The following is a 20,751-nucleotide window of genomic DNA, read 5'->3' as shown; positions in this document are numbered from 1 at the left end:
AGCCGTGTTCGAATCCGCACCGTCTCCACATCCGCCGCGCTGGGTGATCGTCGGTAACGGCGAGAACCGGCGCGTCGCACTGTTCCTCGACGCCGCCCGCGCCGCGGGCGCGGCCACCGTGCGCGTGGTCGAATGGCTGGACGTACTGCGCGCGGGCGGCCACGATTTCGCCGACGACGAGATCGTGCGTCTGGATTCTCCCGGTGAGAACGCCGAGGTGGACCGACTCTTGCGCGCCCAGACCGACCCGACGCGGGTGGAGGGTTCGGCGCGCTGGTACGCGCGCTTCCTCGACGCGGTACGGACATTGCGCGGCGGATTCCGCCTCGACGACACCGAGGATCTCGCCGCGCTGTTCGACAAGCGACGCTGCCACGAGCGATTGACGCGGGCGGGCGTTCCGGTGCCCGCCTCGCCGACCTCGGGCGGTGCCGTGCCGGTACGAGGCTGGACCGACATCCGCGAACAGTTGCGCGAGATGCCGCGTCTGTTCGTCAAACCCGCACACGGATCGTCGGCCTCGGGCGTACTGGCGATCGAATCCACCCGCTCCGGTCTGCTGCGCGCGACCACGTCGGTGGAGATCGCACACGACGGCGCATTGCACAATTCGCTGCGCGTGCGCCGCTACACCGGGGAACGCGAGATCGCGACGATCGTCGACCGCCTCGCACCCGACGGTCTGCATCTGGAACGGTGGATTCCCAAGGTCTGTCTCGGCGGTCGGTCCGCCGATCTGCGCGTGGTGGTGATCGGCGGTCGCGCGACCCATGTGGTGGTCAGAACCAGTCGCGGGCCGCTCACGAATCTGCATCTCGGCGGCGCGCGCGGCGATCTCGCGGCCTTCCGCGCCGCCGTGGGCGAGCACTGGAGCACCGCTCTGTCGATCTGCGAACAAGCGGCGGCCTGCTTCCCTGCGACCCTGTGCGTCGGGGTGGACCTGCTGCCCGCGGTCGGGTGGCGACGTTTCGCGGTCGGCGAGGTCAACGCCTTCGGCGATCTGCTGCCCGGACTCACCGGACTTCCCGAGGCGCCCGCCGCCGGACTCGACACCCACACCGCACAGGTCATCGCCGCGGCGAGCCGGTATCACGTTGCCCAGCAATCCTTTCCGCGTGAGTTGGCCGGTGCGCTACGCGGAGCGCCGCTGTGACCGCAGCGGCGCCCCGGCTGGATATGAACACCGTGGTCGGCAGCGACGATCTGCTGCTGCTCACCCTCGACACCCTGCGCTACGACGTGGCGGTCGAATCGGCCGCGGCGGGCCGGCTGCCGAATCTGACCGCCAACCTGCCCGGCGGCGTGTGGGAGAAACGCCATGCCCCTGGCAATTTCACCTACGCCGCACATCACGCCATCTTCGCGGGTTTCCTGCCGACCCCCGCCGCGCCGGGTCCGCATCCGCGCCTGTTCGCGGCCCGTTTCGCGGGCAGTGAGACCACCGCCGACGGCACCTTCGTCTTCGACGAACCCGACCTGGTGACCGCGCTGGCCGCGCGCGGCTATCACACGGTCTGCGTTGGCGGCGTCGGCTTCTTCAACAAGCGCGGCGCGCTCGGCAATGTATTGCCGGGTCTGTTCGCCGAAAGTCATTGGGAGTCGGAGTTCTCCGTGGCCTCGCCCACCTCCTTCGAGGCTCAGGTGGCCCGCGCCGAACGGGTGGTGTCCGAACTGCCCGCCCAACGGCGGCTTTTCCTGTTCGTCAATGCCTCGGCATTGCACCAGCCGAATTGGTTCCACCTGCCCGGCGCGATCCGCGAGGCGGGCGACAGCCGCGAAACCCACGCCGCCGCATTGGAATACATCGATCGCCACGTAGGCCGGCTGTTCGACGCGATGCGTTCGCGGCGGCGCTGTCTCGCCATCGTGTGCTCCGATCACGGCACCGCCTACGGCGACGACGGCTATACCGGTCACCGGCTCGGCCACGAGGCCGTGTGGACCGTGCCCTACGGCCACTTCTTCCTGGAGCCGCCCGCATGACCGGCGCCATCGCCCGGCCACGGCCGTATCAGAACTACGTATACGCCTATCCGCACAAGACCGCCTATCACCCGCTGCGACCACGGCCCGCGCTGGCCGATCTGTGGGCGGGCGAATCGCGGCGGGCGCTGTCGCTGTACTCGCACATCCCGTTCTGCGAGGTCCGCTGCGGCTTCTGCAATCTGTTCACCCGCGTCGGCGCGCCCGATGGCCTCACCGGCCGCTATCTCGACGCGCTGACCCGACAGGCCGAGGCCGTGCGCGCGGCACTCGGCGACGCCGAACCGCCGCACTTCGCCACCGCGGCCTTCGGCGGCGGCACCCCCACCTTCCTCGAACCGGAGGAGCTGATCCGGCTCTGCGATATCGCCGAGGCCGTCATGGGCGCGGACCTGCGCGCGATCCCGCTGTCGGTGGAGGCATCGCCCGCCACCGCCACCGCCGATCGGCTCGCGGTCCTGGCCGAACGCGGCGCGACCCGGCTGAGTCTGGGGGTGCAGAGTTTCCTCGAGGAGGAGGCGCGCGCCGCCGTGCGTCCGCAGCGCCGCGCCGATACCGAAGCCGCTCTCGGACGAATTCGCGACGCGGGGATTCCGGTGCTCAATATCGATCTCATCTACGGCATCGACGGTCAGACCGCCGCGACCTGGCGGCAGTCCCTCGATGCCGCGCTGGCGTGGCGCCCCGAGGAACTCTACCTCTACCCGCTCTACGTGCGCCCGCTCACCGGACTCGACCGCAACGCCGATCACGTTGCGGCCGAACGAGAGTGGGACGGGCAGCGGATGCGCCGCTATGCCGAGGGCCGTGATCGTCTGCTGGCCGAGGGCTACGAGCAGGTCTCCATGCGCATGTTCCGCCGCACCGACGCGCCACCACGAGGTCCCGACGACTACGCCTGCCAGACCGACGGCATGATCGGACTCGGCTGCGGCGCCCGCTCCTACACCTCGGGCACCCACTACTCCTTCGACTACGCCGTCGCCCCGCGCGAGGTCCGCGCCATCGTCGACGCCTACACGGCCACCACCGACTTCACCCGCGCCGCCTATGGTCGGCATATCGACGGTGACGAGGCCGAGCGGCGCTACCTGCTGCAATCACTGCTCCAGGCAGAGGGTTTCGCGGTCGCCGACTACCGACGGCGGTTCGGCCACACCCCCGCCGAGGGTTTCCCCGCCGAACTCGGGACCCTCGCCGACCGCGGCTGGCTCGCCGAGCCGTACACCGACCATCTGCGCCTCACCCCCGAAGGTCTGGCCTACTCCGACGCCATCGGCCCCGAATTCTTCTCCCCGGCGGTTCGCGCCGCCATGTCCGCCTACGAACACCGGTGACCGGCGGTGGATCTCACCATTCTCTACCGCGGTCCGCTGGCCTCCTGCGACTACGACTGCCCGTACTGCCCGTTCGCCAAGCGCCGCGACTCCACCGCCGAACTCCGGGCCGACCGCACCGCCCTCGAACGGTTCACCGACTGGACACGCGGACAAACCGGTGACCGGCTCTCGATCCTGTTCACCCCGTGGGGCGAAGGGCTGGTGCGCTCCTGGTATCGCCGCGCCCTGGTGGAGTTGTCGCACCGGCCGCAGGTCCGCCGGGTCGCCATCCAGACCAACCTGAGCTGCCGCACCGACTGGCTCGCCGACGCCGACCCGGACACCGTGGCCCTCTGGTGCACCTACCATCCCGGCCAAACGCCCTACGACCGCTTCCTGCGCAAAACCATCCGCCTCCACGAGTCGGGCATCCGCTTCAGCGTTGGCATGGTCGGGCTCCCGCATCACCTCCCGCACGCCCGCCGCCTGCGCGCCGACCTGCCCGCCCATGTCTATCTGTGGATAAACGCCGCCGAGGGGTACACCTACACCGACACCGAAGCCGCCGACTGGACCGCCATCGACCCGCTGTTCCCCTACAGCCGCCACCCCCACCCTTCCGCGGGTCTGTCCTGCCGCACCGGCTCCTCGGTCATCTCGGTCGACGGCGAGGGCACCGTCCGCCGCTGTCATTTCGTCCCCACGCCCCTCGGCAACCTCTACGACGACACCTACCGCGCGTCCCTAACCCCTCGCTCCTGCCCGCTCACCACGTGCGACTGCCACATAGGTTATGTCCACCTCGAATCCCTCCCCCTCTACGACGTATTCGCAGGGGGTGTCCTGGAGCGCATTCCATCGGAGATTCCGAGCAGCCGACTGCGCGCCGACATCGCCCCGGTCACCGGGTGATCCTCCCCATTTCGACCCGAATCGCGCTCGTATCGACGGCCGGTCACGGGGGAAAACCGGCGACCGGTTGTCTCGAGGCGGACGAAAGCGGACGACCGTCAGAGCGTGCGCGGTACAAACGGACTTATCGCCCCAGCAAACCGGTGAGGATCGGACGTCCTCCCTGTTCACGAGTGCCCCCAGTCGGACTCGAACCGACACTGGGCGGATTTTAAGTCCGCTGCCTCTGCCAATTGGGCTATAGGGGCGTGCGGGTCAGCCTACCGACTCGTACGGCTGTACCGGAATCCCGATAGGCCCCCGGGGGTCGAAACGGCCGATCGGGTCAATCGGGGGTTCGCGGTGTGTCTTCGGAGGTCAAGGCGGACAAAGGGATCGAACGGGAGGAGTCGGCGGCGGCGCGGTTCGGCGTCGAGAGGGCGGATGGACAGGCGCGCGGGGCCGCGACGCGAGGGGGCGAGACGCCTGCGGGCACGGCGCGGACAGGGTGTCACGGACCCACCGATTCGCACCCGAAACGCCGAAAGATGCGTACGGTGCGCGGCGTGTCGGCTGCCGCCGGGAGGCTCCGGCGGGACCTCCGCGAGATTCGGCTACTATCTAGCAACCCGCCTCGGGTGATGGTTGCCCGAAGCGGCGTCGACGGTGTGCCGAGAGGTCACGGCAGCGGAGGGGACTGCCGTGACCGTGCCTGCGACCTGCCGACCACCGAATGACGGCGGCCGTAGGCGAAGTAGACGACGAATCCGATCGCCATCCACACCAGGAAGCGCAGCCAGGTCTCCACCGAGAGATTGAGCATCAACCACAGGCAGGCCAGGACGCCGAGGATGGGAACGAGCGGCGCGAAGGGAACCCGGAAACCGCGCGGCAGGTCGGGACGGGTGCGGCGCAGGATCACCACGCCTATGGACACCAGCACGAAGGCGAAGAGGGTGCCGATATTGACCATCTCCTCGAGCGTGCCGAAATCGATGAATCCGGCGAGCACGGCGCAGCACACGCCGACGAGGACCGTGAGCCGTACGGGTGTCCCGGCGCGACCGGTACGGGCCAGCCCGCGCGGCAGCAGGCCGTCACGGGACATGGCGAACAGCACGCGGGTCTGCCCGAGATAGAGCACCATGACGACGGTGGTCAGACCGGCCAGCGCGCCGACGGAGATGATGTTCTTGGCCCAGTCCGCGCCGTTGAGCGCGAAGGCGGTGGCCAGGGTGGCGTCATCGCCCGCGAGGTCGGTGTAGGGCACCATGGCGGTGAGCACCAGCGAGACCGCGACATAGAGCACGGTCACGATGAGCAGCGACCCGATGATGCCGCGCGGCACATTGCGCTGCGGATCCTTGGTCTCCTCGGCGGTGGTGGCCACGACATCGAATCCGATGAACGCGAAGAACACCAGACTGGCCGCGGCGAGCAGCCCGTACCAGCCGAAGGTGCTGTGGCCCGCGCCCGTCAGATACGAGAACAGCGACTGATGGATGCCCTCGTCGACCGCACCCGCCCGGGACGGCGGAATGTAGGGGCTCAGATTCGAGCTGTCGAAATAGCGCAGACCCACGACCAGCACGACCGCGATGACACCGAGTTTGATGGCGACCGCGATGGCCGAGACTCGCGAGGAGAGTTTGGTGCCGACCGCGAGCAGTGTGCCGAGGATCGCCAACAGCAGCACGGCTCCCCAGTCGAAGGTGACACCGCCGATGTCGACCACCGCCGCGCCGCGCCCCATGACATCACCGAGGTATTGCGACCAGCCCTTCGCCACCACCGAGGCGGCGAGGGCGAATTCGAGGATGAGGTCCCAGCCGATGATCCAGGCGGCGAGTTCGCCGAAGGTCGCGTAGGAGTAGGTGTAGGCACTGCCCGCGACGGGAACTGTCGAGGCGAATTCCGCATAGCACAGCGCGGTCAGACCGCAGGCGATGGCGGCGAAGACGAAGGCGAGCGATACCGAGGGCCCCGCGACATTGCCCGCGGTGCGCGCGGTCAGTGTGAATATGCCCGCGCCGACAACCACGGCGACGCCGAATACCGTCAGATCCCAGGCGGTCAGATCCTTGCGGAGCCTGGAGTCCGGTTCATCGATATCGCGAATGGACTGTTCCACCGATTTGGTGCGGAACAGGCCGCGTCGTACGGATGAGCTGTAGGTCGCCACGCTGCACTCCTTTTCCCACGGTCGCCGGGTATCTACCGGGTGTCCTTGGTGGATGCCCGCCACATACGACTTACCCAGGGCGCGAGCACGGCAACAATCACGACGGCGGCAATCGCGCCACCGGACCGGCGCTGCCGGAGTAGGCGAACCCGGGATGGACGCGCCATCGGTCACCGAGCGGTAGCGATGGCGCCCGGGGATGTCGAGCATTCCGTAGTACGAGGGTGTTCCCGGAATTCGGCCCCGAACGGATTCGCCGATCCGATGGAATGGTCGGACAGGGTCCGACCGGAACAGGGCAGGTCGGCGACCGCGCGGTGCGACATATCTCCGACAGTGACACAGGTCGCAACCGTGCGGCAAACAACTCGCCGACGAACGCGCGCGGCGACTAGCGCCCGATCGGTCCCACGAACGGCAGCACCACCGCGCAACTCGCGGGTCCGGCGGCTATGGGATCGAGGGCGTCGAGCACCGCGCGCACCGCGACCGGATCGGCGGTCAGTTCGTAGTGCTCGGTGTAGTCGGTGGCGCACAGATCCTGAAGGACGACGTTGTGCACGTTCGGACCGTCCAGCATGCCGGTCGAGTACGGTGTGGCGATTTCGTCGTAGCGGGTGACGATGGTGGTGAACCGGATATCCGGGGCGATGGCCGGATCGGGGTTGAGGGTACTCAGGAACGGCGAGCCGTAGGACACCTGACAGGGTCCGCAGCGGCTGGTGATCAATGCGTCGACGGCGGGTTGTTCGAGCAGTCCCGTGAACATGGACTGGATACCGCTGAGAGTGGTGCCGTGCAGCGGTGCGCCCATCGCCACGTAATCGTCGATCTTCGGGATGCCGCCCAGATGGTTCAGGTAGTAGAACGGAACCGCGCCGCCCATGGAATGGCCGACGATGTCCACCTTGGCCGCCCCGGTCACGGTCAGTACCCGATCGATGAACGCGCCCATCTGCGCCGCGCTCTCCTCGACCGGCGTGATCGCGCCGATCGGCCCAAGCGGCCCGGTGCCGTAGGTGGTGGTGAAGACGCAGAATCCGGCCGCGTTCAGAACCGGTGCGAGCGTATTCCAGGTGATGGTGTCATTGCTCAGCCCGTGGAACAGCACAACCGGATTCGGATGGGCCGCCGAGGGGCGGCACGACCAGTCGTTGGCTCCGGGCGGCGGCGTCCCCGGGGCCGCCAGTTGCGCGCCGACCCCGCCCAGGTAGCTGAAGGAAGGGGCCGCCGCCGGTTCGTCGGCGGCGGCGATCCGCGTGGCCGCACCGGCCGAAAGGACAAGGGCGGCAAAGACTCCGATCAGACGCATCGACCAACACGGCATGATTCTCCTCATCGACATCCACGGGGGTCGGCACTCGATCCGCGAGCTATGACCGACCGGTCGGTCACAGAGTACCCCGGGTGTCCCCCGCCGCCAAGACATCGGGGAAGATCGGATCATGCCCAAACCGCCCGAACCCGGTCGCGCCGCCCTTCTCGACGCGGGCGCGCGCGTCGCCGAGGACAGGGGGCTGCGCGGGCTGTCGGTCAATGCGGTGGTCGAGGCCGCGGGCATGGCGAAAGGCACCTTCTACCATCACTTCCCGGATCGGCGCAGCTATGTCATCGCGTTGCACCGCCGCTACCACGACACCCTCGCCGAGCTGATCGGCGCGCACATCGCCGATATTCCGCCGGGCGCGGCGCGAGTGCGGGTCGGGGTAGCGGCCTATCTCGACGCCTGTCTGCGGACTCGCGGCACCAAGGCATTCCTCGCCCAGTCGCGCACCGACACCGATCTGCTCGATGAGGTGCACGACCGCAATCAGCAGTTCGCCCGGCTCATCGAACCCGATCTGCGCGCGATGGGCTGGACCGATCCGCACGCGGTCGCGCTGCTGCTGGTCGCCATGGTCGCCGAGACCGCGCTCGCCGAACTCTACGGCGAGGGTCCGCGCCCGGATCTGCGCGCGGCAGTCATCGCCCTGGTCGAGCGCGCGCGAGAGTGAGCCGGATCAGGCGATCGACATGGCGATACCGTCGAGGATGTCGTGCTCGCTGACGATGAGCGCGGAAATATCGGCGCGGCGGGCCAATTCGTAGGCCAGCACCTCGGTAATCACCGCGCCGCCGCCGATGACGTCCACCCGGCCCGGATGCATCGGCCCGAGCGCGGCGCGCTGATCGTGGTCCATCGCGAGCAGCCGATCGCACACCGCCCGCACCTGATCCAGGGTGAGGCTGGTGAGATGCACACGCTCGGAATCGTATTCGGGCAGGTCGAGCGCCACCGCCGCCAGCGTCGTCATCGTGCCCGCGACGCCGACCCAGGTGTGCGCGTCCTCGACCGGCACCTTGGCGAACGCCTCGGCCAGCCGCTCTGTGGCGAATTCCCTTGCGGCGGCGATCTGTTCGGGAGTCGGCGGATTGCCGGGCAGACAGCGCTCGGTGATCCGTACGCATCCGATATCGGCCGAGAACGCGGCCCGCACACCGTCCGCGTCGCCGAAGACCAGTTCGGTGGAGCCGCCGCCCAGATCGACCACAACGAAAGGTCCTGCTGCGCCCGCCAATTCACCGATGGCACCGCTGAACGACAGCCGCGCCTCCTCGTCGCCGGTGATGACCTCGGCCTCCGCACCCGGAACGACGGTGCCGAGTTCGGCGCGCGCCATACCGAAGAAGTCCTCGCGGTTGGCGGCGTCACGGGTGGCGGAGGTGGCGACCATGCGCACCCGGTCCACCTCGGCCTCGCGCATCAGCGCGGCGTAGTCGGCCAGCGCGACGCGGGTGCGCTCGATCGCCTCGGGCGCCAGCGCGCCCGTGGCGTCGACGCCCTGACCGAGCCGCACGATACGCATTTCGCGATGCACGTCGGTGAGGCGGCCGTCGGGCCGGACGTCGGCGATCAGGAGCCGGATCGAATTGGTACCGCAATCGACCGCCGCGACCCGAAGTCCGGCGCGGTCATCCGTCGACGCACCGCTCATGAGTGCTCCTTCGTCCGTTCGTAGGTCGGCCAGTCGGCCGGAATCGCCGTGCCGCGCAATCCGTTGTCGGCCGCGAGCGCCACCGCTTCGTCTCCGAACGGATTGACCCCCGGCCCCTTCGCCAGGGCGTGCGCGATCAGCACGTGCAGGCATTTCACCCGATCCGGCATGCCGCCGCCGGTGAATTCGGTGCCGAGCGACTCGATCTCGTCGCGTTCGGCGAGATAACTCTCGTGCGCGGCGCGATAGGAGGCCGCCAGCTCCGTATCCGCGCCGAGACGTTCGGTCATCTCCCGCATCACCCCGGCCGACTCCTGACGGCTCGCTTCGGCGGTCAGCCGCGGGTCGGTGAGGTAGTACAGCGTGGGGAACGGGGTGCCGTCCGGCAATCGAGGCGCCGTCTTCACCACCGCGGGCAACCCGTCCGGTGTGCGGTAGGCGACGGCGAGCACTCCGCGCGGGGCGCGGCCGAGTTGCTCGGCGATGATCTCCAGATCACGGTCTGTCGGTGCGGTCACCTTGGTCCTTCCGGGGCCTGCGTCGGGGCGGTCGCGGGTGTCGGCGCGGGCGAGGGACCGGGCTGCGGCTGGGAGATCGACTCCCACAGCTGCGTGTACCAGGGATCGGGTGTCTTCGACCGGGTCGGCGCCGCGGGCCGCGGGGGCTCCTCGATCCCGGGCACCTGCACGATATAGGGCGTCTCCCCCGGCATCACCAGCCGCAGTCGATCACGGGCCTCGGCCCGGATGAAGGCCGGATCCTGCTGCTGGGCGCGCCGATCGCGCAGTCTGGCCAGATCGGCCTCGAGTTCGCGACGCTGTTCGGCCAACTGCGCCGCCTCGGCGCGCTGCGCGAAATACGTGCGCATCGGCACGGCCAGGGTGAGGGCCAGGGCGCACACGACGACCGCAAGAATGACGGCCTTACCGGTGGACAGGCCGAGAATGGTCTTGTCGTGGCGGTCGCCGGACTTCCTTGCCGCGATCTTGCGGGGCTTGGCGCCGCGTTCGGCCTCCGCCCGGCGGCGAGTGACGCGTTTGGCCGCCGCGGGTCTGGCGGCGGTCTCGGTATCGGCGCCCGCTCGCGGACGCGATCCGGCGATCCGGGAGGTGCGGCGCTCACCGCGCCCGCCCGGACCGGCGCCGCGCCCGCGTCGTTCGGTCATGCCGACTCCCGGTCACCGGTGCGCGCGGATCCGGCGCGGCGACCTCGGCCGCCGCGGATCCGCCGACCCGCGCGCACCGCGAGACTCACCCCTCGAACGCGAAGCGCGGGAACGCGACGTCCCCGGCGTACCGGGCGGAATCGCCCAGCGCGTCCTCGATGCGCAGCAACTGGTTGTACTTGGCGACCCGCTCGCTGCGGGCGGGAGCGCCGGTCTTGATCTGGCCGCTGCCGACAGCCACCGCCAGATCGGCGATGGTGGTGTCCTCGGTCTCGCCGGAACGGTGCGACATCATCGTCTTGTAGCCGTTACGGTGCGCGAGTTCGACCGCGTCCAGTGTCTCGGTCAGTGTGCCGATCTGGTTGACCTTCACCAGCAGCGCGTTGGCCGCGCCCTTGGCGATGCCCTCCTCGAGGCGCTCCGGGTTGGTGACGAACAGGTCGTCGCCGACGAGTTGCACCTTGTCACCGATCTGGTCGGTGAGCGCGACCCAGCCGTCCCAGTCGTCCTCCGACAGCGGGTCCTCGATGGACACCAGCGGGTAGGCGGTGAGCAGTTCGGCGTAGAACTGCGCCATATCGGCGGCGGTCCGGTCGGCGCCCTCGAACTTGTAACCGGTTCCGGCGGTGTAGAACTCGGTTGCCGCGACATCGAGCGCGAGCGCGACGTCGGTGCCGAGCTTCAGACCGGTCTTGTCGATGGCGACGCTGATCAGGTCGAGCGCCTCCTTGGTGCCCGCCACGTCGGGAGCGAAACCGCCCTCGTCGCCGAGTCCGGTGGCCAGGCCCTTGGACTTCAGCACCGCCTTGAGCGAGTGATATACCTCGGCGCCCCAGCGCAGCGATTCCTTGAATGTCGGCGCACCGATCGGCGCGACCATGAATTCCTGCACGTCCACACCGGTGTCGGCGTGCGCGCCACCGTTGAGGATGTTCATCATCGGAACCGGCAGGACGTGGGCGTTCGGTCCGCCCAGGTAGCGGAACAGCTCCAGACCCGAGGACTCCGCCGCCGCGCGGGCCACCGCGAGCGAGACGCCGAGCAGCGCGTTCGCGCCGAGGCGCGACTTGTCGGGAGTGCCGTCGAGATCCAGCAGCACCTGGTCGACGGTGCGCTGTTCGACCGCGTCGAGCCCGATGACGGCGGGGGCGATCTCGTCGAGGACGCCCTCGACGGCCTTCTGCACTCCCTTTCCCAGGTACCGGTCGCCGCCGTCACGTAGTTCGACGGCCTCGTGCTCACCGGTGGAGGCACCGGAGGGCACGGCCGCCCTGGTCAAGGTGCCGTCGTCGAGGGCGATCTCGACCTCGACAGTGGGGTTGCCGCGAGAATCCAGGATCTCGCGTGCGCCGACCTGCTCGATGATGGCCACGAAAACGACACTCCTTCGCTGCTGGCACGGTGGGTCTCACGGGGTGGGCCGTGCGGTGCCGAGCCTAGCGCAGGACGGACCGGCACAGGCTCCGGCACGGCCGGTCCCGGTCACCGCGCGGGCGGTGCGGGCGCCGGATCACGCGCGGCGACCTACGCTGTAGGCCGCCGCGCGATCGCGGACGGTGAGCAGGTATGCGGTCGAGCGGTTGTAGGTGAGCAGGGCCTGCTGCCAGCCGCGCTCGGAAGTGAGATCACCACCGCTCGCGCACAGGTACCGGGCCGCGGTCAGTGCCGCGTCATCGATGTTCTGCGGATCGGCGACGCCGTCGCCATTGGCGTCCACACCCCAGCGCCGCCAGGTCTCGGGAATGAATTGCAGCGGGCCGACCGCACGGTCGAATTCGGTGTCGCTGTCGAGAGCCCCGCCGTCGGTGTCGCGGATGAGTGCGACTCCCGTTGCGCCGTCGAGCGCGATGCCGATGATCGGCGGGCGCACGACCCCGTCGCCCGCCAGCGTCGAATCGCCGTGCGTGCCGTGACGGCTCTCCACGCTGGCGATGCCCGCGAGCGTCGTCCACGCGATACCGCAGTCCGGTCTCGACCGCGCCATGACCGCGGCCGCGTAGCCGTATGCCTCGAGCGCGACCGAGGAGATCCCGGTACTCGACTGCTCACTCGCCCAACCGCGCAATTGCACGGCGGTACGACCCGGGCCGTCCAGATCGATGACGGGCAGCACTGCGCCGGGTCCGGGCGGGATTCCCGGCGGAATCGGCGGCAACGACGGACCCCCACCGCATCCGGCCAAGACCAGGCTCACCAGGACGGCGGCCACCGCGCCGGACTTCTTCGACAACACGATTCCATCATCCAGATCCGCCGAGCGCGCCGCCGATTCGCGAGCGCCGACCCGCCGGTCTCGCCGGGTCGCGGCGCCTTTCGTCCCATGGGTCGCGGAAACCAATTGGCATGTCTTATTTCACGACTCGCTTAGGTAAGGCTTGCTTAACGCGGGCGGACCCATTAGCTTCGCAGATCGGATCGTCACCCGTTCCCGACCCGACCCGAAGAAGGGATCCTTGGTGAAAAGCGTTCTCTCCGAACGTAGCAAGCTTCACCCGCTGGATATCGAACGACGTGAACTGCCCGCCGAGGCCGGGTACGCGGTGCGCGCGCTGGCACACGAAATCTGTACCGAACTGGATGCCGCGCCCGCGCGACCGGATCGCGCGCGCACGCTGACCGATCCCGTTCTGGTCGAACGGATCGACGCCCGCGCCCGCGAACTGCCCGCCGAGGTACGCCGGGCGCTGCGCCCGCCCGCCGGACCCGCGGGAGCGGCGATCGTGACCGGGCTGCCGATCACCGACGCGGAATTCGGCCCGACACCGTCGGATTGGCGCGAAGCGGCGGGCTGGAGCTGCGATCCGGCGCGGCGCGCGCGCTCCTTCGAATTCGACATCGTGACGCTGCTGCTCGGGCGCTGCGCCGGTGAACCCTTCGGCTGGCGTGGACAGCAGGACGGGCGGCTGGTCAACAACATCGTGCCCGCCCGCGGCCACGAGGCGGAGCAGTCCGGGGCGAGCAGCGAGACGCTGCTGTGTCCGCACACCGAGGACGCCTTCCACCCGGCCCGGTCGAATCTGCTGATGCTGGTTTGTCTGCGCAATACCGACGGTGTCGGCACCACCGTCTCCTCGGTGCGCCGCGTCGAGCTGACCGGCGAACAGCTGCGCCTGCTCGCCGCGCCGACCCTGCCGATCCTGCCCGACGTGTCCTATGGCGGCGGCCATGAGCGTTTCGACGCCATCCCGGTTCCCACGGTGTGGAGCGAAAGCGGATACAGCACAGCTGATCTGACCCTGCGCTACGATCCGGCATACACTCCGCTCGATGACGCGGGCGTCGAATTCCGGCGTGCCTACGCTCATCTCACCATGGAACTCGAAAGGGTTTGCGTAACAGCGACACTCGACCCGGGCGAGTTGCTGCTGATCGACAACGACGTGGCCGTGCACGGCCGGGTGCCGTTCACCGCGCGCTACGACGGCACCGACCGCTGGCTCAAGCGTGTCAATATCCGCCTGCCCGAACGGCGCCGCCGAGCGGCCGAATCCGACGAGAATGGATATGGGCAACAGATCGTTGCCCCTTTCCCGGTCGCAGTGAATCGGCGGCCGACCGGGGCGGGAGCAGGGCGGGAAACCACAGCAGATGAACGAGGAACCGTTGCACAGCCGTGACCGCGCCACGCCCCTGCGGGTACTGAGCCGCAGCGATCTCGCCGATCTGCCCATCACGCCCGCGGCCGTGGTACGCGCGGTCGAGGACGCCTACCTGGCCTTCGCGGCGGGCGAGTCGGACAATCCCCGCAAACTCAGCGTCGCCGACCCGCGCGGCTGGTCGGTGGCCTACGCCATGCTTGGCCGTGACGGCCGCCGCCGCGTCGTGGCGATGAAGACCTCGTACAAGTTCGATCCCGATCACGATCGCAGCACCAAGCGCTACTACACGACGATCACCCTCTACGACGACACCACCGGCGCGCCCATAGCCATGATGGACTGCGCCCGGGTCGGCGCGCTGCGCACACCCGCGGTGTCGGCGCTGCTTGTGCGCGAGACCATGCGCCCCGGGGCGCGGCGCGTGCTGCTCATCGGCACCGGAACCCAGGGCCGCAACGCGTTGCCGCATCTGCTGGCCGCCGCACCGCAACTGCGCGAACTCATGGTCTACGGCACCCATACCGAGGGGCTGGCGGCGGTGCGCAGCATGCTCGCCGCGCACGATCCGCACGCCGTGCTCGAGACCGTGTCCGATCCGCGCGCCGCCGCGGCCACGGCCGACGTGGTGCTCGCGACCGCGGGTCCCGGCACCGAGGTCGCGCTCGAATCCGCCGATCTCGCACCGGGTTCGGTGGCGGTGCTGGTCGGCTACGGGCTCGCGCCGTCGACGCTGATCGATGCCGATCGGGTCGTCGCGACCAGCGCCGAGCAGATGCGGTTGACCGGCACGGATATGGCGGGCCCGGACGGCACGCTGCGCGGGGTCGACGCGGAACTGCCGCAGATCCTGAGCCGCCGCGCGGTCGGGCGGCGCACGGATGACGAGCGCGTCTTCGTCTACAACAGCGGACTCGTGCTCACCGATGTCGCGGTGGCGCACGCCCTCGCCGAACGGGCCATCGCCGAAGGACGCGGCACGGAGGTCCCGCTGTGGGACTGAGCGGACCGGACGCGATTCGGTCCCGGCTCGACACGCCGAGCACCGAATCCCCGCCCGGCGAACGGGCGAACAGCGCCACCGCCCTGCCCGCGCACCGCGACCCGTGGGAGCGGCGACTGCTCGACCACCCGGAACTGCTCGGCGATATCGCCTTCGCGATCGGCGGGCCGTTCCACGTCATGTATCCCGCTCGCGTCGAACGCAATATCCACGGTTTCCACGAGGTCATGCGGGCGGCGCGAGTCGCAGGCGACATCTACTACGGCAAGAAGGCCAACAAATCCCCGTGCGTGATCAGGGCGTGCGCGAACGCCGGTGCGGGGGTGGACGTCTCGAGTACCGGTGAGTTCGCCGCCGCGCTCGCCCACGGCATTCGCGGCACCGAGCTCATGGTCACCGGACCGGCCAAATCCGAGGACCTGCTGTGGCTGGCACTGCGCCACGGCGCCAAGCTGGCCGTGGACAGCGTGGCCGAACTCGACCGGATCACCGCGCTCGCGCAGACGGCGGGCCGGGCCCGGGTGCTGCTGCGCGTGCTGCCGACGGCGTCGGCGAGCCGGTTCGGGCTCGACGCCGAGGAACTCGCGGTGGCGATGGCCATCTTGGATCGCGAGGGCGGTCCGGTCGCGTTGACGGGCTTCAGTTTCCATCTGTCCGGCTACGACCCGGTCGCGCGCGCCGACTTCGCCGCCGAACTCGTCGATCGCTGCCTCGAGGCCAGGGCGCTCGGCCATGAGGCCTCGGTCATCTCCATCGGCGGCGGTTTCGCCGTCGACTACGTGCCCGCGCGGGAATGGCGTGCCTTCACCGAGGGCGTCACCCGCGACTGGTTCCACGCGGGCAAGCGATTCGACTCCTATTACCCCTACCACTGCGCCGAGCCGGGCCCCGACATGCTTGCGGCGATCCTGCGTCACGGCGACCTCGCGGGCCGCTTGCGCGACAACGGCATCCGGTTGGCGATCGAACCCGGTCGCGCGCTGCTCGATCGCGCCGGATCGACCGTGTTCCGGGTGCGCGACGCCAAGACTCGCGTCGCACACGGCGCACCGTATCGCCTGCTCACCGTGGACGGCACCAGCCTGAGCCTGTCCGAACAGTGGTTCGACAGCGAATACCTGCCCGATCCGGTGCTGTGGCCGCGACGTCCGGGCGATCCGACGCCGACCAGCGTCGGCGCCGCCACCTGTCTCGAATCGGACATGCTGAGTTGGCGCCGAATCCCGCTGCCGCGCGCCGCGGCGGTAGGTGACCTGCTGGTGTATCCGAATACCGCCGGATACCAGATGGATTCCAACGAATCCGCCTTTCACGAGCTGCCGATTCCGCCGAAGGTCGTGCTGTACGACGCCGACGGCGACCGGCTGCGCTGGAGACTCGACGCCGGATAAACGGCGCCGCAGTAGGCCGCACCGCGCGATCGGCCCCGCGCCGCGGCCACGACCGCTCACGACCGAGGAGATACCCATGCCGCTCGTCAACCGCGTGACGGACCTGATCGGCCGCACCCCGCTGTTCGAACTCGCGACCACCGCCACGGGCACCCGGTTGCTGCTCAAGTTGGAGCAGTTCAACCCCACGGGCGCGGCCAAGATCCGTATGGCGCGCGAAATGGTCCTCGATGCCGAACGTCGAGGTTTGCTGCGCACCGGCGGACATATCATCGAATCCACTTCAGGGAATACCGGACTCGGTCTGGCGGTAGTAGCCGCCGAACGTGGGTATCGCTTCACCGCGGTGGTCGATCGTCACGCGTGCAAGGACAAGCTGCGGGCGATGCGAGCGATGGGCGCCGAACTGGTCTTCGTAGCCGACGAGGGTAATGACGAGTTGGCGACCTCGGCGCGCGAGGACCTGGCCGCGGCGATGGCCGCCGAGCGATCCGACGCGTATTTCACCGAACAGCACAACAACCCGGCCAATGCGGTGGGCTATTATTCGGTAGCTGAAGAATTGCTAGAAGATGTGGGGCGGGTCGACATCCTGCTATCGTCGGTCGGCACGGGCGGCTCGCTGTTCGGCACCGCGACCCGGCTGCGCCAACTGGGATGCGTTCCGCGCGTCATCGGGGTGGAGCCGGTGGGTTCCATCGCCTTCGGCGGTCCGGGCGGCCCGTACTGGCAGTCCGGCACCGGCACCCCGCCCGGCGCCACCATCGGCACCGCGGTCGACTACTCACTGCTCGACGAAGGGGCCAAGGTGTCCGATATCGACGCCTTCGCCGCCGCCCGCGCGGTCGCCGCCGAACTCGGGCTGATGATCGGCGGTTCGGCGGGCGGCTCGGTGTACGCGGGACTCACCCGCCTCGAACAGTTCCCGCCCGGATCGACCGTGGTCACCATCGTCTGCGACGGCGGCGAGAAATATCTCGACACCGTATTCGACGACGCCTGGATGTCGGCGCGCGACCTGCTGGCCCCCGAGGTGGAGGCCGAGGTCGCCCGGCTGCTGCGGCGCTACTCGCCCGCCTCGAACAGTTCCGGCTTGGTCGAGGCGCGATGATATGTCCCGGTGCGCCAAACCGAAGGCGCTCGAGTGGAGAGGCGCGATGAAGCCCCTGACGATCCGCGTCGCGACGCACCGCGCCGCCCGCCGCGCGGTGGGAGCGGACCGATGAACCTGCCGAACCTTCGCATCGGCGGGACGGGCGGGCGAGCCGACGGACGGCGGCTCACCGCCCTCGCCGCACCGATCGTCCTGACCCAACTCGCCCAGATCGCGGTGTCCACCACCAATATCGCGCTCATGGGCACTCTCGGGGTGCGGCAGGTCGCCGCGGGCGGACTGGCCATCGTGCTGTTCAACCAGGTCCGCACCATGTGCGTCGGACTGGTCACCGGCACCGGCAACCAGATCGCGGGTGCGGTCGGCGCCGCGGGCAAGCGCGGCGAATCCGCCGACGACGAGGTCCGCGCGGTGGTGCGCTCGAGCTTCCTCATCGCCACCCTGGCCGGGCTGCTCGGCGGCATGATCCTCATCGGCCTCGGCTGGTCGCTGCGGTGGCTCGGCCAGGACGCGGGCGTACTCGCCGACGCGCGCCCCCTGATGGTCGCCCTCGCTCCCGGTCTGCTGCCGTGCCTGTGGTTCCAGGTGCTGCGCCAGTACACCGTCGGCATGCAGCGCCCGCAAGCCCTGCTCATGGTGACCCTCGGATCGGTGGCGCTGAATCCGGCACTGGCGCTTGCCTTCATGCACGGCTGGGCGGGTCTGCCCGCCCTCGGGCTGACCGGCATCGGCATGGCGACCACCCTGGTATTCCTGCTCGGTTTCGGCGCGCTCTACCTCATGGTGCGCCGCGACGAGGAACTCGGCCGCGCCCTGGCGCTGCGCCCCTGGCCCGTACACCTGTCGACGGTCCGATCGGAACTGAGGCTCGGCACGCCGATCGCGCTCACCTACGGCTCGGAAGCGGGCATGTTCTCGGTGCTCGCGCTCGTGATGGGCGGTTTCGGACCGGCGGCCCTGGCCGCGCACAATGTGGTCTACCAGATCATCTACATCGTCTTCCAGGTCGCCATCGGCATCTCGCACGGCGCGTCCATCCTGGTCAGCCATGCGGTGGCACGCGACGAATTCGGCCGAGCGCGCACGGTGGCATGGCTGGCGCTGCGCCACGCCGCGATCGTGGCGGCGGTCACCGGCGTGGTCTACGTCGTCGCGCCGGATATGGTGCTGCGGCCGTTCCTCGAGCCGGGCGACACCGCGACCATCGAGATCGCGCACACCCTGCTGCTGATCGGCATCGTGCTGCAATTCTTCGACGCCGCGCAGAACATCGGCACCGGACTACTGCGGGGTCTGAAGGCCACCAAGGCGGGACTTCGCCTGTCGCTGGTCGGCTACTGGGTCGTCGGCCTGCCCGCGGCCCTGCTGCTCGCCTTCCCGCTCGGCCTCGGCGCGGCGGGCGTCTGGTGGGGTCTGACCGCCGGTCTCGCGACCACCGCGGTGCTCATGGTCCGCCGCTACTTCGCCCTGCTCGACCGCAGGGAACGACAACTGCCCGGATTGCTGCCCGAATCCGTCACCACACCGGGTTGATTCCACTTCGGAACGAATCGCGCCGCGCCGATCGGTCGAACCGATCGGCGCGGCGTCGTCTCCGGCACAGGTCAGATGTGCACGCCGTAGTCGCGGGCGATACCCGCCAACCCGGAGGCGTAGCCCTGACCGATGGCGCGGAACTTCCATTCCGGCCCGTGGCGGTACAGCTCGCCGAAGACCATCGCCGTCTCGGTCGAGGCGTCCTCGGTGAGGTCGTAGCGTGCCAGTTCGGCGCCGGTCGTGGCGTCGATCACGCGAATGAAGGCGTTGCGGATCTGCCCGAACGACTGTCCGCGGGCGTCGGCGTCGTGGATCGACACCGGGAAGAAGATATTCGTGATCGTCGGCGGCGTGGCGGCCAGATCGACATTGATCGTCTCGTCGTCTCCCTCGCCCTCACCGGTCAGGTTGTCACCGGTGTGCTCGATGGTGCCTTCCGGCGAGCGCAGATTGTTGTAGAACACGAAATGCTGATCGGACAGCACTTTCAGATTCGGTCCGGTGGCGAGCGCGCTCGCATCGAGGTCGTAATCCGCCCCGGTGGTGGTGCGCACGTCCCAGCCGAGTCCCACCGAAACCTTGGTCAGGTTCGGGGCCTGCTTCGACAGCGAAACATTTCCGCCCTTGGCCAGTGTGACGCTCATGATCCCCTTCCGTTCGGCGCGGTCGCGCCGCCTTTCAGCACGATTATTATCGTAGTCCCGATTTTTGTTGCGCCGGTTTTCAATCGGTACCCGACCGTTGCGAAACCGACTCGCGGAGAATTCTCTGCCCGATCCCGCACGGCCGCCACTCTGCCCGCCATCGCTTCCCGAATACCGTGATCCCCGGTCGACATAGCAGGCTCGCATGGAAGCTGGTCCGCCGCGCGGTGACGGCACGTTCGCGATCGGACGAATCCCGAATCGCTCACGCCCAGTGGGCGCGCCAGTCCTGCGAGGTCAGGGGCAGACGCGCGCCGCGCGCGGCCTCGGCGGCGTCCTCGGCGGCTCGAACGCGCGTGGCGAAGGTCAGTGCGGCCTTGCGAAGGCGCTCCTCGGCGCTGTCCGGGCCGCCGAGACGCACCACGCGCAGTTCCTCGCCGATCAGATCCTCGGGCAACCCAGCCTTGGTCGCGCGGCCTATCACCTTCTCGGCCAACGCGAGCGCGGGCTGGGCCATGGCGATACCGTCCAGACAGGAGCGCCGGGCCTTCTCCGCCGATTTGCGCTCCTCCCACGCCGCCTCCTGCGCGGCGATCTTCTCCGCGAGCGTGGCCGCCGGGTCGATGCGCGAATCCCCAAGGTGCGGACTGCGATTGACCAGTTTCGTGACCAGTGCGGCGGCCACGTCACCGACGGTGAACTCACCGGCGGCCTCGGCGATCCTGGCGTGGAACAGGACTTGGAGCAGCAGGTCGCCGAGTTCCTCCCGAATGGTCTCGGCGTCGCCTGCCTGGATGGCGTCGAGCAGCTCGTAGGTCTCCTCCAGCAGGTAGGGTCGCAGCGAATCGTGGGTCTGAGTGACCTCCCAGCCGCCGAATTCCCACAGCCGGTTCATCACGTCCACGGCCTCGGCGAGGGCGTGCGCGGTCACCGCGACCGGGTCGCGATCGGT

General features: G+C 69.1%; 19 protein-coding genes and 1 tRNA gene. 10 read left to right on the top strand and 10 right to left on the bottom strand.

Annotation, left to right across the window (positions count from 1 at the left end; all coding sequences use genetic code 11):
* Nucleotides 1–4 precede the first annotated feature (4 nt).
* Genes APZ21_RS27840 through APZ21_RS27825 form a run of 4 tightly spaced genes read left to right on the top strand, consistent with a single transcriptional unit; the run spans nt 5 to nt 4,214 of the window.
* Nucleotides 5–1,153 (top strand): STM4014 family protein, encoded by a 1,149-nt coding sequence (locus APZ21_RS27840; RefSeq protein WP_054816217.1) that lies wholly within the window; start codon nt 5–7, stop codon nt 1,151–1,153.
* Entirely contained in the window at nt 1,150–1,983 is an 834-nt protein-coding gene (locus tag APZ21_RS27835) for an STM4013/SEN3800 family hydrolase (RefSeq protein WP_239476839.1), read from the top strand. Before APZ21_RS27840 ends, APZ21_RS27835 begins: the two co-directional genes overlap by 4 nt.
* Complete coding sequence (locus APZ21_RS27830) at nt 1,980–3,320, top strand: STM4012 family radical SAM protein (protein ID WP_054816216.1); 1,341 nt, start codon at nt 1,980–1,982, stop codon at nt 3,318–3,320. Before APZ21_RS27835 ends, APZ21_RS27830 begins: the two co-directional genes overlap by 4 nt.
* Nucleotides 3,321–3,326: 6 nt before the next feature.
* Nucleotides 3,327–4,214: an STM4011 family radical SAM protein gene (locus tag APZ21_RS27825; protein ID WP_054816215.1), complete on the top strand. Its 888-nt coding sequence runs from the start codon at nt 3,327–3,329 to the stop codon at nt 4,212–4,214.
* A 174-nt stretch (nt 4,215–4,388) separates the two neighbouring features.
* On the opposite strand, the gene APZ21_RS27820 is transcribed toward APZ21_RS27825, so the two are convergent.
* The 3 genes from APZ21_RS27820 to APZ21_RS27810 form a co-directional block, all read right to left on the bottom strand.
* Nucleotides 4,389–4,462 (bottom strand) — tRNA-Leu (locus APZ21_RS27820).
* 410 nt (nt 4,463–4,872) lie between these two features.
* Complete coding sequence (locus tag APZ21_RS27815; protein ID WP_054816214.1) at nt 4,873–6,375, bottom strand: amino acid permease; 1,503 nt, start codon at nt 6,373–6,375, stop codon at nt 4,873–4,875.
* A 391-nt stretch (nt 6,376–6,766) separates the two neighbouring features.
* Nucleotides 6,767–7,687, bottom strand: coding sequence for an esterase/lipase family protein (locus tag APZ21_RS27810; RefSeq protein WP_156371368.1), 921 nt, complete (start codon nt 7,685–7,687; stop codon nt 6,767–6,769).
* 133 nt (nt 7,688–7,820) lie between these two features.
* Here APZ21_RS27810 and APZ21_RS27805 point away from each other — a divergent pair, with 133 nt between their 5' ends.
* Entirely contained in the window at nt 7,821–8,369 is a 549-nt protein-coding gene (locus tag APZ21_RS27805; protein ID WP_054816212.1) for a TetR/AcrR family transcriptional regulator, read from the top strand.
* Nucleotides 8,370–8,375: 6 nt separating this feature from the next.
* Here APZ21_RS27805 and APZ21_RS27800 read toward each other — a convergent pair whose 3' ends face one another.
* The 5 genes from APZ21_RS27800 to APZ21_RS27780 all read right to left on the bottom strand — a co-directional run bounded on the left by APZ21_RS27800 (nt 8,376) and on the right by APZ21_RS27780 (nt 12,745).
* The gene (locus tag APZ21_RS27800; RefSeq protein WP_054816211.1) at nt 8,376–9,350 is read right to left on the bottom strand and encodes a Ppx/GppA phosphatase family protein; all 975 of its coding nucleotides are present in this window, start codon (nt 9,348–9,350) and stop codon (nt 8,376–8,378) included.
* The gene (locus tag APZ21_RS27795) at nt 9,347–9,868 is read right to left on the bottom strand and encodes a DUF501 domain-containing protein (protein WP_054816210.1); all 522 of its coding nucleotides are present in this window, start codon (nt 9,866–9,868) and stop codon (nt 9,347–9,349) included. Before APZ21_RS27795 ends, APZ21_RS27800 begins: the two co-directional genes overlap by 4 nt.
* Nucleotides 9,865–10,515 (bottom strand): FtsB family cell division protein, encoded by a 651-nt coding sequence (locus APZ21_RS27790; protein ID WP_054816209.1) that lies wholly within the window; start codon nt 10,513–10,515, stop codon nt 9,865–9,867. Before APZ21_RS27790 ends, APZ21_RS27795 begins: the two co-directional genes overlap by 4 nt.
* A gap of 85 nt (nt 10,516–10,600) precedes the next feature.
* On the bottom strand, nt 10,601–11,887 hold the full coding sequence (eno, locus tag APZ21_RS27785) for a phosphopyruvate hydratase (protein WP_054816208.1): 1,287 nt from the start codon (nt 11,885–11,887) through the stop codon (nt 10,601–10,603).
* Nucleotides 11,888–12,025: 138 nt separating this feature from the next.
* Complete coding sequence (locus tag APZ21_RS27780; RefSeq protein WP_082393516.1) at nt 12,026–12,745, bottom strand: lytic transglycosylase domain-containing protein; 720 nt, start codon at nt 12,743–12,745, stop codon at nt 12,026–12,028.
* A gap of 226 nt (nt 12,746–12,971) precedes the next feature.
* Between APZ21_RS27780 and APZ21_RS27775 the strand changes: the two genes are divergently transcribed.
* The 5 genes from APZ21_RS27775 (at nt 12,972) to APZ21_RS27755 (ending at nt 19,152) form a co-directional block, all read left to right on the top strand.
* Entirely contained in the window at nt 12,972–14,132 is a 1,161-nt protein-coding gene (locus APZ21_RS27775) for a TauD/TfdA family dioxygenase (RefSeq protein ID WP_054816301.1), read from the top strand.
* Complete coding sequence (locus APZ21_RS27770) at nt 14,104–15,114, top strand: ornithine cyclodeaminase (RefSeq protein WP_054816207.1); 1,011 nt, start codon at nt 14,104–14,106, stop codon at nt 15,112–15,114. Before APZ21_RS27775 ends, APZ21_RS27770 begins: the two co-directional genes overlap by 29 nt.
* The gene (locus tag APZ21_RS27765) at nt 15,105–16,505 is read left to right on the top strand and encodes an alanine racemase (protein WP_307588165.1); all 1,401 of its coding nucleotides are present in this window, start codon (nt 15,105–15,107) and stop codon (nt 16,503–16,505) included. The genes APZ21_RS27770 and APZ21_RS27765 overlap by 10 nt, the downstream gene beginning before the upstream one ends.
* A 76-nt stretch (nt 16,506–16,581) precedes the next feature.
* Complete coding sequence (locus APZ21_RS27760) at nt 16,582–17,616, top strand: PLP-dependent cysteine synthase family protein (RefSeq protein WP_054816206.1); 1,035 nt, start codon at nt 16,582–16,584, stop codon at nt 17,614–17,616.
* A gap of 111 nt (nt 17,617–17,727) precedes the next feature.
* Nucleotides 17,728–19,152, top strand: a complete 1,425-nt coding sequence (locus tag APZ21_RS27755) for an MATE family efflux transporter (RefSeq protein WP_054816205.1) — start codon at nt 17,728–17,730, stop codon at nt 19,150–19,152.
* Between the two features lie 71 nt (nt 19,153–19,223).
* On the opposite strand, the gene APZ21_RS27750 is transcribed toward APZ21_RS27755, so the two are convergent.
* The gene (locus APZ21_RS27750) at nt 19,224–19,799 is read right to left on the bottom strand and encodes a TerD family protein (protein ID WP_054816204.1); all 576 of its coding nucleotides are present in this window, start codon (nt 19,797–19,799) and stop codon (nt 19,224–19,226) included.
* A gap of 265 nt (nt 19,800–20,064) precedes the next feature.
* A complete protein-coding gene (locus tag APZ21_RS27745; RefSeq protein WP_082393514.1) occupies nt 20,065–20,694 on the bottom strand; it encodes a nucleoside triphosphate pyrophosphohydrolase in 630 nt (209 codons plus the stop codon).
* Nucleotides 20,695–20,751: the final 57 nt, after the last annotated feature.

Origin of the sequence: Nocardia arizonensis (assembly GCF_001310275.1) — a bacterium.
In the GTDB taxonomy this organism is placed as follows: domain Bacteria; phylum Actinomycetota; class Actinomycetes; order Mycobacteriales; family Mycobacteriaceae; genus Nocardia; species Nocardia arizonensis.
This window is presented reverse-complemented; position numbering and strand designations above follow the sequence as displayed.